The following is a 15,481-nucleotide window of genomic DNA, read 5'->3' as shown; positions in this document are numbered from 1 at the left end:
CTCTCAGAATATTGACCCTCCGACAAACCCGGTACGGTTCATCAGGCTATTTTCATGCAACCTTGACCATAATCGGGCACCTAAATCCCGCTGCATATTCTGTAATGTGAAATTGGAAATTAGCAGCGTGGACTTCATATTGTCATAACGGTTATACAGAACCTTATGCACCATCTCCAGACGTTTCTCATGCCGGTCATGCAGGCCATATTCATCAATCACCAATAAATCAAAACTGGAGAAATGGTCGATAACTTCTTTCTCAGAGCGTGAAGCATCTGACCAGGTGTCCATCATTTTTTGAGCAATTTCTGCACTGGTATAGTAACGCGCAGATTTTGTACTGTTATGCAGAATGTTGCGAATAATTGATGCACTCAGATGGGTTTTACCTGTACCCGGTGTACCAATCATCAACATATTTGGGTTGTGGTCAGAAATAATCTGCTGTGCAAAGGCCTGACATAGTTTGATGGTATTGTCTTGTGCAGGGCATGCAACTACATAATTCTTGAAGCCCCGATCCAGGTAGCGTTTATTGAGCCCTGAATTTTTAATTTTCTGTTTTAGCAATCGCTGTTGCAGTTCATTCTCATAGGCTGCATGTGAGTGATGGACGGTTTCTTTGGCACACAATTTACAGAGCCTGTGACCTGCAATTTCTATCATGGGTATATGATGGGCAGGGCAAAGTGTTTCCGTTGTTTCTGCGCGAAACTGGAGTGTTTTAAGGATGGTATTCATGGCTGATCTCCTAAATCCATTTTGAATTTTCTAAAAAACTCTCATTTTTTTCTTCAAAATTTGAAGATGAAGATGAAGATGAAGATGAAGATGAAGATGAAGATGAAGATGAAGATGAAGATGAAGATGAAGATGAAGATGAAGGGCATGATTCAAGTATGACTTGAGTAATACTCGAGTGAACCGTACCGGGTTTGTCGGAGGGTCAATATTCTGAGAGACTATTCCGATGAAAAAACCAAACTATACCCCCGAAATTAGAGAAAGAGCGGTTCAATTACTAATTGAATCTGAAAAAGATTATCCTTCTACTTGGGCAGCAATCACAGCTATTGCACCTAAGATTGGTTGTACTCCTGAAACATTGCGTGTTTGGTATTTAAAGCATATGGATCAACTAAATCCTGCCAAAGTACAACAGATATCTGACCAAGAAAAAATGAAGCAAATGGAACGTGAAATTAAAGAATTAAAACGTGCCAATGAAATTCTACGTAAAGCAGCCGCTTTTTTCGCCCAGGCGGAGCTCGACCGCCCACACAAATAATGGTGGATTTTATCCATAACAATAAAGATCGATATGGTGTTGAAGCGATTTGTAGAATTTTACCGATTGCAGCTTCGACCTATTATCGGGCTTTAGATCTCGTTGATAACCCAGAACATCGAGCGAAACGTGCTCAGCATGATTTACATCATGCAGAACAAATCAAACGTATTTGGAAAGAAAGTTCAGGTCGATATGGTGTACGTAAAGTCTGGCAAAAATTGAAACGTGAAGGCTATGTTATTGCACGTTGTACAGTTGCTCGATTGATGCAGAAGCTAGATATACAAGGTGTTTGGCGTGGTAAGAACAAACAAACTACCCGCAGCCGAGATGATCAAAAACGAGCAGATGATTTAGTGAAACGGAATTTTAGTGCTGATCGACCTGACCAATTATGGGTCAGTGACTTTACGTATATTCAAACCAATTCTGGCTGGGTCTACACTGCATTTATTATTGATGTGTTCTCGCGAGCAATTGTTGGATGGAAAGTATCTACACGGATGAATACAGATATGGTGCTCGATGCATTGGAGCAAGCATTGCACGATCGAGGCATGCCAAAGAATGTAATTCATCATTCCGATAGAGGTGTTCAATATCTTTCTATTCGCTATACCAATCGTTTAGAAGCAGCAAATTTACGAGCATCAGTCGGTACGACAGGTGATTCATACGATAATGCTTTGGCTGAAACGGTGAATGGCTTATACAAAACAGAGGTGATTGAATATTTAAAAGCAGATTGGCAAGGTTTAGCGGATGTACAACTTGCGACATTAAATTGGGTAGATTGGTTCAACAAAAAGCGTGTACACAGTGCACTGGGTTATGTATCGCCTTTTGAGTTTGAAGCAATGTACTATGATAAGATTAATCCGTTAGGTCAGGTGGCCTAACTTAAATAAAAAAGTCTCCGACAAACCCGGTACGGTTCAGGCAGTTTTAGCTGCTGCTGAACGACTTGGTCTTGCACAGGATCAACTAGCCTTAATACTCAGTATAGATTCGGTGAAAACTTTAACCTCTCTTGAATTAGATCCCACTTCAAAACAGGGAGAAATCGCCCTCACTTTAATCCGTATTACCACATCACTAGATGCTCTGGCGGGTGGAGATACTACCTGGATGCAGCATTTCATGAAGTCATCAAATAAATTAACTAATGGCATTCCGGTAGAACAGATTCAAAATGCTCAGGGATTGTTCTCTGTTTTACAATTGCTAGAGGGTCTTCGAGCAAAACTTTAAAGAAATTAATGCATATAAATAATTTTGTATAATATTTTGAAAATTAATTGATTTATTAGACTTCCGTCATAAATCAAAAAACGTACAATTTATTTGATCAAATTAATCAGCAAAATTATTTAATTCAAGAGATAATCCTTGGATGAAATTCAAAGATATTCAAAAATTATCAAACGTTAAGTTTCGTAGGCTTACCGGTGTTAGTTGGGCTACATTTAACCTCATGTTGGCCGAGCTAAATAAGCATTTACCTCGTCATATTGGTAAAGGACGACCGCATAAATTACCGTTGGAAGATCGTTTGCTCTTATGTATAGAATATTGGAGAGAATATCGAACATTTTTCCATCTTGGTATGAGTTACGGTGTATCTGAAACGAGTGCAATTCGTATCACACGTGTTATTGAAGATACCTTAATCCGTTCTGGAAAATTCAACTTGCCAAAACAACTTCCTAATCGAGATGAAGTGGATTGGGAAGTTGTTGTGATTGATGCCACTGAAATATTAGTTCAACGTCCAAAAAAAACAGAAGAAATGGTATAGCGGTAAAAAAAAGCGACATACCTTTAAATTTCAGTTATCTATGCACTATACAACAGGTGAAATACTGAGTGTATGTGGAAGTCATGGAAGCATGCATGATTTTAAAATATTTAAAAAAAGCATGAGGAAATTAAAATTTAGGCCCTTTTTTATCGTTGATAAGGGTTATTTAGGGATAAAGAAATTGGGTTTTGGATGCCTCATGCCATCTAAAGCAAAGAAAACTGAAAAACTAGATTCTGAATTAAAAAAGTTAAATAGAGAGATTGGTCGTAGACGAATTCAAGTAGAGCATGTATTTGGAAGGATGAAATGTTTTAAGATTTTATCTTGTGTATATAGAAATCGTCGTAAAAGATTAAACCTACGGTTTAATTTACTTGCTGGCATATACAATTTAGATTGGGTGAAAGATAAACAATTAAATTGATTGAAAAATGATTTATGAAGGAAGTCTATTATATTGTAATTCTTTAATTTAAGATTTGATATTAGGACAGTAATAGCTGTGTTTTAGGAAAAATCAGTGAATAATAAGTTAAAAGAAATTGCAGTTAGATTACAGCAAATTTTAGACCAAATCACATTATTACAAAATGAATATCAAAGCCTTTATCAAGAAAAAGAAAAACTTATATCGCTTGAAGAAAAAAATAAGAATTATTTATCAGCAGAAGAAAGACTTTTATTATTTTCTCAAAGGTTTATTGGACGAACTGATACCTTTGCTTATCGTTGGGAAAATAGCAGTGGAAAATCTGGTTATTCTGTTGCTTGTGCAAATGAGTGGAAACATGGCATTTGTTACAAACCTCAAATTAAATGTTCAGACTGTAAAAGCCGTCAACTATTACCCATCACACAAGAAGTTCTTTATTCTCATTTAACTGGACAGAAAGTTATAGGCATTTACCCACTATTAGCAACAGATCAATGTAGGTTACTCGCAGTAGATTTTGATAAATCAGATTGGAAAAATTGTGTAACTGCATTTTCTGAAGCGTGCTTATCTTTAAATATACCATTTTTGGTTGAGCGCTCTCGTTCAGGTAATGGCGCACATGTTTGGATATTTTTCTCTGAACCAATTGCAGCTAAGCAAGCTCGCTTAATGGGTGCAGGTATTCTAGATAAGGCCATGGAACTTTATCCAGCTCTAGATTTTGAATCTTATGATCGTATGTTTCCAAATCAAGATCACATGCCAGCAGGCGGATTTGGAAATTTAATAGCATTACCCTTACAAAAGCACGCAAGAGCGCTAGGAAATAGTACCTTTATTGACAGTAACTTTAATGCCTTTACTGACCCATGGACTGTTTTACAACAAACTGAATTAATGAGTTCTTCTGAAGTTAATAATATTGTGAATGAACTAGGCTACAATTTCATCGAACAGAATCAAACAGATGTTGACCATGAGGCTCCATGGGTAAAAAATATTCCTAAAAAAAATCAAAAGATCGCGGGATGTCCAGACGCTATTGAATTGGTATTCGCAAATATGATTCACATTCCAATTCAGACATTACCCTCTCAATTGATAGCTCAATTAAAAAGATTAGCCACTTTCTCCAACCCTCGTTTTTTTAAAGCACAAGCAATGCGTTTTTCAACGACAGGAATTCCAAGACACATATGCTGTGCCCGCCTTGAAGGACAATATCTCAGTTTACCACGAGGATGCCTAACAGATATAATTCACTTGCTTAATCAACAAGATACTAAAATAAAACTAAAAGATCAACGTACTAAAGGCAACATATTAGTCAATATAAATCTACTTACCGAATTATCCTCTGAACAGGAAATGGCATGTAAAAAAATCCTTGAACACGATGTTGGAGTTCTACATGCACCAACGGCTTTTGGAAAAACTGTTACTGCAATCTCTATCATTGCCAAACGCCAAACAAATACACTCATTATTGTTCATAACAAAGAACTTGTTTCTCAATGGAAAGAACGATTACATTCATTTTTAGCCGATGTCGAAATTGGTACAATACAAGGTGGAAAAGCCAAACCATCTAATCAAATTGACATTGCAACATATCAAAGTCTAATCAACCGTGTAAATAATTCAATCAAACCTATCGCCTTTAATTACGGACAAATTATCGTAGATGAATGCCACCATTTATCCGCACCAAGCTATGAATTTCTTCTCAGTGAAGTCAGTCCCTACTACATTCTCGGGTTAACTGCTACACCAGAACGTCAAGATGGGCATCAACCCATTATTTTCATGCAAGCTGGTTCTATTGTATACAAAGCGAAATCCAACAATCACACCCAGCTTAAAAAATTATTAATAAAAGTAAATTATGAAGGTGAATTCCCAGAAATTTTCTTTGGTACCGAAAATAAACCACATATTTCAAAGCTGATGCAACATCTTACTGAAGATACAGAACGTAATAATGCCATTATTAAAGATGTATCTCATTGTATTCAAAATGGTCAGATCCCGTTAATTTTAACTGAACGTAGAAAACATGCCGAAAATCTTAGAAATAAGTTGAATGATTTAGGGTATAAAACATCTATTTTACAGGGAGGTATGAGCCATACAAAAAACATAAAAGAAAAACAAAATTTAGATGATGCTCATGTTGTGATTGCCACGGGAAAATACATTGGTGAAGGTTTTGATCTTCCTCGTTTAGATACCTTGTTCTTGGCATTCCCGATTTCATGGAAAGGCACTTTGGCTCAATATGTTGGGCGTATTCATAGATCAAATGAAGGTAAATTTGAAGTTCAGGTATATGATTATGTTGATGTTAACCATCCGATATTTGTCAAAATGTTTCAGAGAAGGAGTAAAAGTTATAAAGCTCTAGGCTATATTGTAGAACAATCACACAATAATATCGTTTTATAATTTTAGATCTATTGACACTACCCCAATTTTCAATCCATAAGATAATTAAACGTAAAGCCGCTTTTAAAATTCTAAATGTGTGGGTCTCCTTGGCATCAAAATAACTGGCCATCACAAAGGATGCGGGTCCGAATGCAAATTTTAACTGTATTTTCAGAGTCATTTCAGATCACTACGTAGCTAAGGCTGTTTTGCAGATCGAAATGATAAAATCATAAATTGCTTTTCAAGAAAAAAGAAACTAATATGTTTCTTATAACACTAAAAAGCAATAAATGTGTCTACAATGAATGAGTCTTTACTTCAGCAAATCAAAAAAAGACGAACCCAATTGGGCTTAAAGCAAGTTGATATGCAATCCCGTACAGGCATTTCAAGACAGCAATACCAAAAGCTGGAAAGTCAGGGCAACCCTCGATTAGAGACCTTAGAAATTATCGCGGCAGGATTAAATGCTCAACTGATGCTCATCCCTGATGATAAGGTTCATTTGATTAGACAATTATTGAATGATGAAATTAAAGTCACTATTGAAGATCAGGATGACTTAATGACTAACCCATGGAAGGGTCTTCTCGGAGGAGAGGAACCATGAATACTGTTGCCGTCCTGAAATTAACATTACATCACGCTGTCGTTGGATACTTGGCAGGATTTCAGAGCGGAAAAAATATTCTGGTTTTTACGGATTCTTTCCGATTTGATCAGCAACGCCAGACCTTGAGCTTGCTGACTTCCCCCTTGTATCCTCAAGCAGATAAGATTTTAGAAAAGACCTATGTTACACATCAGCGCTTACCCCCCTTGCTATCAAACTTGCTACCAGAAGGCGCATTACGCGAACTCATTGCACAAAGCCTTAAAGTACATATAGACAATGAATTTCAGTTATTGGCAGCTTTAGGTCATGACTTACCTGGAGCACTCATTGCGACCCCATTAGATCCAGAAGAAATTCCAGATGAAATAAAATTCAAACTGCAGATCTCGAATCCAGATCAGATTTTAAAGCAAGAGATTCGAACAGATAATAAGTTTTCCTTGGCTGGCGTCCAAATGAAGTTTTCCATGAAAGCCAAAGATGGGCGTTTTACATTAGCACAGGCAATAGAATCCAGTCTATTAGGGGATTGGATTATCAAAACTCCTTCTTCCAGACATGGTTTTGTTCCACTAAATGAATATTCTATGATGAGCCTTGCCAAAACAGTCGGCATAGATGTCCCTGAGATTCGCTTGGTGGATATGGCACTCTTACAAGACCTGCCACCATTAAATTTACCCCAAGAGCAATATGCTTTCGCAATCAAAAGATTTGATAGACAGAGTACTGCTGATACTATAGAGCTTATTCACATCGAAGACTTTGCTCAGATCTTCGGCGCATATCCACATCAGAAATACAGCACCACAAATTATGAGCAGATAGGAAAGATCATTAGACTTCCTTCATAAATCATTTTTCAATCAATTTAATTGTTTATCTTTCACCCAATCTAAATTGTATATGCCAGCAAGTAAATTAAACCGCAGGTTTAATCTTTTACGACGATTTCTATATACACAAGATAAAATCTTAAAACATTTCATCCTTCCAAATACATGCTCTACTTGAATTCGTCTACGACCAATCTCTGTATTTAACTTTTTTAATTCAGAATCTAATTTTTCAGTTTTCTTTGCTTTAGATGGCATGAGGCATCCAAAACCCAATTTTTTTATCCCTAAATACCCCTTATCAACGATAAAAAAGGGCTTAAATTTTAATTTCCTCATACTTTTTTTAAATATTTTAAAATCATGCATGCTTCCATGACTTCCACATACACTCAGTATTTCACCTGTTGTATAGTGCATAGATAGCTGAAATTTAAAGGTATGTCGCTTTTTTTTACCGCTATACCATTTCTTCTGTTTTTTTTTGGACGTTGAACTAATATTTCAGTTGCATCAATCACAACAACTTCCCAATCCACTTCATCTCGATTAGGAAGTTGTTTTGGCAAGTTAAATTTTCCAGAACGGATTAAGGTATCTTCAATAACACGTGTGATACGAATTGCACTCGTTTCAGATACACCGTAACTCATACCAAGATGGAAAAATGTTCGATATTCTCTCCAATATTCTATACATAAGAGCAAACGATCTTCCAACGGTAATTTATGCGGTCGTCCTTTACCAATATGACGAGGTAAATGCTTATTTAGCTCGGCCAACATGAGGTTAAATGTAGCCCAACTAACACCGGTAAGCCTACGAAACTTAACGTTTGATAATTTTTGAATATCTTTGAATTTCATCCAAGGATTATCTCTTGAATTAAATAATTTTGCTGATTAATTTAAGATCAAATAAATTGTACGTTTTTTGATTTATGACGGAAGTCTATTTATCAATTTTCAGATAACAAAATTCTTGATATTCAGCAATTTGCCAGCCGCTTACTCGTCAATATTTTGCTCGCCAATGGAGATGCGCACTTAAAAAACTGGAGTATGATTTATCATGATAAAAGTGCACCCAGATTATCTCCCGCATACGATATATTAATGACCAGTGTATATATTGAAAATGAGCGTCATTTCGCATTAAATCTTGCCAAAAATAAAGATTGGTATTTAGCTGAGATGAAACACTTTGAACAATGGGCTGAAAAAGTCGGTGTTCCATGGCGTGTTATTGAAAAACAACTTCACGCGATCATGGACAAAGCACGGTCAGTATGGCCAGTGCTATTACTAGACTTACCTATGATTTCTGTTCATAAAGAAAAACTCTGTACACGACAAATTTCACAGAACCCTTATCCTATCAGGGTTCTGCCTTCTTAAAATTGCCAAAATTTCCTTAAACTCTTCTTTTTTCCCAAAACCAATTAAACGCTGAATCGCCATTTGAACATAGTCTAAACCATAGCGAAATAAACTCATTGAGAGTCGTCCATGCTTCTTTATTTTTATCACTTTTTTTTGATCATGTTGCCATTCACCCGTTAAGTAACACCAACAGAAGCTTATAGCTAACACCGCAATCAATTTTTTCACTCGTCTAGGGTCTGTCAAGCGCGTATTTTCAAGATTAAACCCGCGTCCTTTGAGACAACTGAATAAGGTTTCAATTTCCCAGCGTAATGCATAATCCTGAATAGCATTGGCATTAAACTGAGGAGAAACGACGAGTAAAAGCTCTCCATTTTCTAACTGTAGTGCACTTATATATAGTTTCACCCGACCAACCAAAATCCGTCGTTTACGACATTCAATTTGACCAACTTTAAGATGGCGAAATAAATCACTAATTTTATGATTCTTTCCTAAATGATTGGTGACAATGAAGTTTTTTTAACACGAATGCAGAAGTTGATGTCTTGTTCAATTAACCATGTAAACCACTGCTCACCGATAAACTCTCTGTCTGCGAACACATTCACAATACGGTCTTTACCAAAAATGGCTATAAAGCGTTGAATCAAAGCAATACGCTCTTTCGTATCTGAATTTCCACGTTTATTAAGCAATGTCCAAAGGATAGGTATCGCTATTCCACGATAAACGATTGCGAGCATCAGGATATTAATATTTCGTTTTCCCCATTTCCAATTGGTTCTATCTAAAGTCAGTTGCACTTGGTCGAATGAAAACATATTGAAAATCAACTGAGAAATTTGACGATAATCAAAATACTGACCTGCAAAGAAGCGCTGCATACGTCGATAAAATGATTGTGGTAAGCACTTGATGGGCAAGGCTTTAGATGCAGAAGAAAGATTACATGTTTGCTTTAAAATAATCACAAGCATGATGAGCGCAAAGCACTTTAAATGTGACTTGTTCCATTTTAGATATTTGTTTAAGATAAGATATAACTCATTGAGATGTGTCATAGTATTCGTCGTTAGAAAACAATTATTATGACATTATTTCAATGAGTTATCTATTTTTGTCGTGTACAGAGAAAGAAAAATTAAGAGAACATTGGAAAAAATTGCATCCAGACTTTCAGATACTTACAGATGATTAGGGTAATCTGAAACCAAACTAAAATTTCTCAAACAAGTTCATCACGTCATTTTCCGTCAGTTTCGCTTCGCCCTCATGATCGGTACTTAGAATAGACTGTGCCAGTTCTGCTTTATTTTGCTGTAAGGCAAGAATTTTTTCTTCTATGCTTTTATTGGTAATCAGCTTATACACAAATACTGGCTTGTCCTGTCCAATCCGCCATGCACGATCTGAAGCTTGATCTTCAGCAGCAGGGTTCCACCATGGATCATAGTGAATGACCGTATCTGCGGCAGTTAGATTCAGACCGACCCCTCCTGCTTTCAGACTGATTAAAAATACTGGCACTTGTCCAGACTGAAATGCTGTAATGACTTCATCTCGCTTTTTGGTCTTTCCAGTCAGCTTCACATAGCCAATTTCTGCGTGATGGAGCTGTTGCTCAATCAGTTCCAACATTGAGGTAAACTGAGAGAAGATCAGAATTTTTCGCCCCTCCTCCACCATTGGAACGACCATATCCATCAACTGTTCAAGTTTGGCAGAGTGTGCCTGCCCGGTTTTCACTGAATCCAGCTTTAGTAAGCTAGGATGGCAGCACACCTGACGTAGCTTCAGTAAGGCATCTAAAATTTGAATTTGACTACGTTTAAAGCCTTTTTCTGCCACAATTTTCTGAATATTTTCCTGCATCGTGGCACGAACAGCCTCATATAACTTGGATTGCTGGTCATTCATATCAATATTGACTTCAATCGTGGTTTTTTCTGGCAATTCTTTGGCTACGTCAGTTTTCAAGCGACGTAAAATGAAGGGCTTAATCCGGTTGACCAGCTTTTGCCTTAACTGCTGATCACCGCGTTTTTCAATCGGATGACGGTACTTTTTATTAAAAATTTCTTGTGAATATAAAAATCCTGGCATCAGGAAATAAAATAGTGCCCACAGTTCACCCAAATGATTTTCCATCGGGGTACCTGTTAGACACAAACGATGTCGTGCTTTTAATTGGCGTACTACCTGTGCAGCTTTGGCACGCGGATTTTTGATATTCTGCGCCTCATCCAAAATGAGTTGATGATATTCATATTGCTTTAGTTGTTCTTCATCTCTCGCTAGAAGCGGATAGGTGGTTAACACAATATCATAGTGCGGAATCTGCTCAAAATTCTGATGGCGGTCGGGCCCCTGTAGCAGCAATACCTTCAGCTGAGGGGTAAATTTCTCCGCTTCTTTGAACCAGTTATGCATCAGCGATGTGGGTGCAACAATTAAGGCGGGACTGTCCTGCAAATATCCAGCCTGCTTTTCCATGAGTAAATGGGCTAAAGTTTGTGCTGTTTTCCCCAAGCCCATATCATCTGCCAGAATCCCGCCATGCTGGGTTTCCCTTAAAAACTGTAACCAGCCTAAGCCCTGCTGCTGGTATGGACGCAACTCCCCCTGAAAACCTTGTGGTGTCGGCAGTTGTTGCTGATAGCCTTGTTTGAATTTTTGTACAAATTGCTGCAGGCGATCACTGACCTGCCATGTCATCCCAAGATTATGCTGCAATTCTAATAATTGACTCGCATCATAGCGATCAATACTGCGCTCTTCTTGCTGTAAAATGCTCTGCAGATGCAACAATACCGGCTTAATATCCCTAGCGGATAGAGCCAAATCAGGTTGATCAACTGCAGTTTTCACGGTGAAAATTTGACTGTCATGCAGATGAATAAAAGTCCGCGGATCAAGTAAATCAGGATTTACTCGCACCAAAGCTACGAGCGCATCAAGCAAATTATAAGAATTGCCTGCACTGTCTTGAACCGTCGCCCCGATATTGAACCAGTCCTGCTGACCTTCAGATTCAGTGATAGAAATATTTAAATTTTCAACATATTGCAGGTTAAAGGGGCTGTTTTCCAGATGCTCTATCTGCCAGCCTATTAACTCAATTTGATTGATGGGCATCAGCTGTTTGATCCAGTCTCCATAGAAAGCAAAAACCATAGAATCAAGACGTTGTTTATCCAGTTTTAATTGCTGGTCATAACTAAGATCTTTCACCCACTTCAGTGATTCGACCAATAGCTGTAAACGCTGGATTGACTGTTGTTCCTGAACTAAGTCCCGAAGCTGTCGTACCATTTTGTCATGCTGCTCACCAATAAAACTGTCGCCTGATGTACCTGCTTTTATTCTTCCGCCTGCATAGGAGAATTCAATTTCAGCACAAACAGACTCTTCCCATTTCCAATCAAATTTATCTAAAACACCGAAGCGTAAAATTGGCTGGGGACTACCCTCAAGGACATCAATATGCTGAATAGACTCGGGTTGAGGCAGATTTTTCACATCTGAATATTGATGAGTCAGTTTCTCAAACTCTGGCAAGAGCATAGATGGAAGATCAGGCATCTGTAAAAAATGGTACAGAAGATTTGCCGTATATTCACCATATAACTGGCCCACCTTGTTCTGTTGAATATCCACATAACATGGTGGATGGCTCGCGAGAATCTGAATATGTGGATTTGATTTTAAATCGAGTCGAATATCACCATTGACCAATTCAATGTTTAAATGCTCTGTCTGTTTGTTTACACCTTGTTGCCAGATCAGTTCGATGTGATAGCCTTGTTCTGACCATTGAAGTGCAGTATGGTTCTTTTTTTGCCAATACACATCGCCACTTTGAATAAAAGATTTGAATTGCTCCAATAAAATGCTGGAGATATCAAGATTGCTTTGATAAAAGCGTTCGTCACTGTTTATTTTGGCGTAATAATAAATCTGGTTAAATAATTGTCGTTTTTGTTCAGGTAAAGTCAGATGCTTTCTGGTGATATTTTCATATTGGGTATAATAACTTTCCCCTGCAATTGAGCCGTTCTTATTGCGTCTGGCTTTCTGAACATCAACTGTCAATTTCTTTAAGCTGACCGACTGATCTAGCAGGTAAATTAAATAATTGTTTGTTTTGACAGATTGCTCTGGTTCAGTCTGTTGCAAATACCGTTTAAAATCATTCAACCAGCGCTGCGCCTGATCATCCCCCCATCGGCGTTTTGCGATTCCCTGCGGAGATTGAGATTCAGCATAACGCTGTTGAAATTCCTGACGATATTCTTGAAAGAATAACCGCGCTAAAGCAGCAGCATGTTTACAGTTATATCCAACTGGACAAGTGCAGTCGTCATCGATTAAACGGTCTTTTTTAAGATTATAGGTAATCGCGGTATCGTAATAATCTGTCCCTTCAATTTGAGCATACATCGTGACATCATCATTTTCCTCAAAGAACTCAATTGTTTCCCTATCAATGTGTTTAGCATAGCTCAGACTGCGCTGAAGAGTTGCAGTACTAAAGCGAGATAGAAAGTTGATCAATGAGGACATAATTACCAGACACCAAAAATGTTTATACAATAATAACGAAAAAAGCTGTCATTTCAGAACAATAGTGCTCGCCAACGTATCAAAAGGAAATCAATTCATGCTCAAAAAAACTTAATGTTTACTACAATGGATGGGGTGAATATTGGCTCGATTTGTAAGGTTGCAATCCTATTCAGCAACATCGCTCATGATCTATTACCTGGACAAATTCAAGTAGAGACTCTCCAAATGATCCAAAATAGGATTGGGCATAATATTCATTTATTGCACTAAATAGCTTTCACAAAGCTTCTATGAAGGGCTTATTCTAACCGTTGTTTTATCACGGCATAAGCTACACCAGTCACCACACTTCCAATCGCAATCGCTAATAAATATGGCTCTAGACTAGCAGATTTGCACTTAGTTTTACCTAATGAGGTCCCACAACTCTGTTGCTAGCTCATTAGGCTCCCTCATCCAACGCCATTCTGTTTCTTTAAGATGATAATCAAAATACTCTTTTGATATACCGTTGAACTTTGCTAGCCTTCTTTTACAAAAAGCTCCAGAATGATTCTATTCCATTTATATGACATTGTCCTCTGGCAAATTCATTCGCTCCATGATTTACTCTAAAATGCTTTGAGTAACCAACATCTACCAAACCATTGTATCCACGCCAACCATCACTATAAATTACACTTTCAAGTGCAATTTTACCTAAGATAACTTGTTGTAATGTAGTCTTTTTACAATCAGGGACTATTTCTGTATAAACTCGACCATTCCTTTCAAATATTCCAAATACAGGTTGTTTTAAAGTACCTCGACCTCGCTTCAACTTCCCATGAAAACCACGTTGTCTTTTTGCTCCAAAATAGCTCTCATCAATTTCAATAGAACCTACAAACTTTGCTCTTAAATCTGTTTGATGATCGTAGATTGCTTCTCTAAAAAGCATGTACCAATAGTTGATGGTATTACGGTTCAAGTTAAGCAATAAGGCTGTTTTAGAAGCAGGAATATCAATGCAAAAGCACTGAATAATTTTTTTAATCTTATAGTGACTTAATTTACTGTTTTCTATCATGATTCTAGACTAACATATCTATTCTGCTAGTCTAGAGCCTTTGATTTTATCTTGATAATCATCATTACGACGCAATTAAGAAACGACGAGATTCTCCAGAACTCAGTGTTGCGATAGTTGGGTTTGGTTCTAATTGAACCGCTCTATCTGATTTCAGGGGGTATATTTTACTTTTTTCATCGGATCACTACGCTTCGCTACGTCTTGAGAAGCAATGCGTCTCATCTCAGAAAGTTTGGTCTCCGACAAACCCGGTACGGTTCAGCTGCTTAATGATTAAATCCTTATTCCGTCTGTCTTTACGTATGGTCACTGGCTTTGTGCAAAGTCTGATTAAACTTTGCGAATTAAATTGGATAGCTCCAGATTACACCACGCTTTGTAGAAGACAAAAGCATATTGATATTGTAATCAGCTACCAAAAAAGTAGCGATGGGCTGCATCTACTCATGGACTCTACAGGCATGAAGTTTCTAGGTGAGGGCGAATGGAAATGCAAGAAACATGGACCTGAATATCGTCGCCAATGGCGTAAACTTCATATTGGTATAGATGCTAAAACCCTACAAATACGAGCAGTTCAGCTTACAACCAATAATGTCAGTGATTCACAGGTGCTTGGTGATTTACTTAATCAGATTCCACAAGATGAGCAGATTAACTCTGTTTATACCAATGGAGCTTATGACACCAAGCAATGCCGTCAGGTCATTGCAGATCGGCAAGGGCATGCGGTGATTCCACCTAGAAAAAATGCGAAACAATGGAAAGATACAAAGAGTAGCTCGCTAGAGCGAAATGAATTACTTAGAACAATTAAACGTTTAGGCAGGACACTATGGAAAAAATGGTCAGGCTATCATCGTCGAAGTTTGGTTGAAACTAAGATGCATTGCATCAAATTATTAGGAGATAAACTCAGTGCAAGGAGTTTTGATAGCCAAGTGAATGAGATCCATGCACGTGTAGCAGTCCTTAACAGATTTACGGAATTAGGTCGACCACTTACCCAAGTTACGCCTTAAATTTGGCTCAATTAGGG

Annotated in this window: 9 protein-coding genes, 8 pseudogenes and 1 other annotated feature; of the genes and pseudogenes, 10 read left to right on the top strand and 7 right to left on the bottom strand. The window is 37.6% G+C overall.

What is annotated here, in order from left to right; translation table 11 throughout:
• Positions 1-3 precede the first annotated feature (3 nt).
• Complete coding sequence (locus FD716_RS01405) at positions 4-744, bottom strand: ATP-binding protein (protein WP_139850603.1); 741 nt, start codon at positions 742-744, stop codon at positions 4-6.
• A gap of 10 nt (positions 745-754) precedes the next feature.
• Positions 755-919: pseudogene (locus FD716_RS19470) on the bottom strand (DUF1376 domain-containing protein); the annotation flags it as partial.
• 54 nt (positions 920-973) lie between these two features.
• Here FD716_RS19470 and FD716_RS01395 point away from each other — a divergent pair.
• The 7 genes and pseudogenes from FD716_RS01395 to FD716_RS01365 form a co-directional block, all read left to right on the top strand.
• A protein-coding gene (locus tag FD716_RS01395) for an IS3 family transposase (protein ID WP_125269079.1) occupies positions 974-2,193 on the top strand; the annotation gives its coding sequence in 2 pieces (ribosomal slippage) (positions 974-1,250 and positions 1,250-2,193; 1,221 coding nt in all).
• Positions 1,249-1,365: a sequence feature (AL1L pseudoknot), on the top strand. It overlaps the preceding gene by 117 nt.
• A 37-nt stretch (positions 2,194-2,230) precedes the next feature.
• Positions 2,231-2,545, top strand: a pseudogene (locus FD716_RS01390) (antitoxin Xre/MbcA/ParS toxin-binding domain-containing protein); the annotation flags it as partial.
• 223 nt (positions 2,546-2,768) lie between these two features.
• The gene (locus FD716_RS01385; RefSeq protein WP_032031561.1) at positions 2,769-3,092 is read left to right on the top strand and encodes an IS5 family transposase; all 324 of its coding nucleotides are present in this window, start codon (positions 2,769-2,771) and stop codon (positions 3,090-3,092) included.
• A gap of 37 nt (positions 3,093-3,129) precedes the next feature.
• Positions 3,130-3,522, top strand: a pseudogene (locus FD716_RS01380) (transposase family protein); the annotation flags it as partial.
• Positions 3,523-3,618: 96 nt separating this feature from the next.
• Positions 3,619-5,979 carry a TOTE conflict system archaeo-eukaryotic primase domain-containing protein gene (locus tag FD716_RS01375; protein ID WP_001060549.1) on the top strand — a complete coding sequence of 787 codons (2,361 nt, stop codon included), beginning with the start codon at positions 3,619-3,621 and terminating at the stop codon, positions 5,977-5,979.
• A 286-nt stretch (positions 5,980-6,265) separates the two neighbouring features.
• A complete protein-coding gene (locus tag FD716_RS01370) occupies positions 6,266-6,574 on the top strand; it encodes a helix-turn-helix transcriptional regulator (protein ID WP_001005874.1) in 309 nt (102 codons plus the stop codon).
• Positions 6,571-7,419 (top strand): annotated as a pseudogene (locus tag FD716_RS01365) (type II toxin-antitoxin system HipA family toxin); the annotation flags it as partial. The gene FD716_RS01370 and the pseudogene FD716_RS01365, both read left to right, overlap by 4 nt.
• A gap of 27 nt (positions 7,420-7,446) precedes the next feature.
• On the opposite strand, the gene FD716_RS01360 reads toward FD716_RS01365, so the two are convergent.
• Positions 7,447-7,917: a transposase family protein gene (locus tag FD716_RS01360; protein WP_139850602.1), complete on the bottom strand. Its 471-nt coding sequence runs from the start codon at positions 7,915-7,917 to the stop codon at positions 7,447-7,449.
• Positions 7,809-8,282 carry a transposase family protein gene (locus FD716_RS01355; RefSeq protein WP_139850601.1) on the bottom strand — a complete coding sequence of 158 codons (474 nt, stop codon included), beginning with the start codon at positions 8,280-8,282 and terminating at the stop codon, positions 7,809-7,811. The genes FD716_RS01360 and FD716_RS01355 overlap by 109 nt, the downstream gene beginning before the upstream one ends.
• Positions 8,283-8,363: 81 nt before the next feature.
• Here FD716_RS01355 and FD716_RS01350 point away from each other — a divergent pair.
• Positions 8,364-8,813, top strand: a pseudogene (locus tag FD716_RS01350) (HipA domain-containing protein); the annotation flags it as partial.
• On the opposite strand, the gene FD716_RS01345 reads toward FD716_RS01350, so the two are convergent.
• A protein-coding gene (locus FD716_RS01345) for an IS4-like element ISAba1 family transposase (RefSeq protein ID WP_088631513.1) occupies positions 8,775-9,865 on the bottom strand; the annotation gives its coding sequence in 2 pieces (ribosomal slippage) (positions 8,775-9,325 and positions 9,325-9,865; 1,092 coding nt in all). The pseudogene FD716_RS01350 and the gene FD716_RS01345 sit on opposite strands and share 39 nt — an antisense overlap.
• A gap of 154 nt (positions 9,866-10,019) precedes the next feature.
• A complete protein-coding gene (locus FD716_RS01340) occupies positions 10,020-13,367 on the bottom strand; it encodes a DEAD/DEAH box helicase (protein ID WP_139850600.1) in 3,348 nt (1,115 codons plus the stop codon).
• A 141-nt stretch (positions 13,368-13,508) separates the two neighbouring features.
• On the opposite strand from FD716_RS01340, the pseudogene FD716_RS19355 reads away from it, so the two are divergent.
• Positions 13,509-13,640 (top strand): annotated as a pseudogene (locus FD716_RS19355) (serine/threonine-protein kinase HipA); the annotation flags it as partial.
• Positions 13,641-13,775: 135 nt separating this feature from the next.
• On the opposite strand, the pseudogene FD716_RS01335 reads toward FD716_RS19355, so the two are convergent.
• Positions 13,776-14,439 (bottom strand): annotated as a pseudogene (locus FD716_RS01335) (IS1595 family transposase).
• Between the two features lie 266 nt (positions 14,440-14,705).
• On the opposite strand from FD716_RS01335, the pseudogene FD716_RS01330 reads away from it, so the two are divergent.
• Positions 14,706-15,464, top strand: a pseudogene (locus FD716_RS01330) (IS5 family transposase); the annotation flags it as partial.
• Positions 15,465-15,481: the final 17 nt, after the last annotated feature.

Source organism: Acinetobacter pullicarnis, from assembly GCF_006352475.1.
Taxonomy (GTDB): Bacteria; Pseudomonadota; Gammaproteobacteria; order Pseudomonadales; family Moraxellaceae; genus Acinetobacter; species Acinetobacter pullicarnis.
Note: the sequence above shows the minus strand (reverse complement) of the source record. Positions and strands in the feature narration are given on the sequence as shown.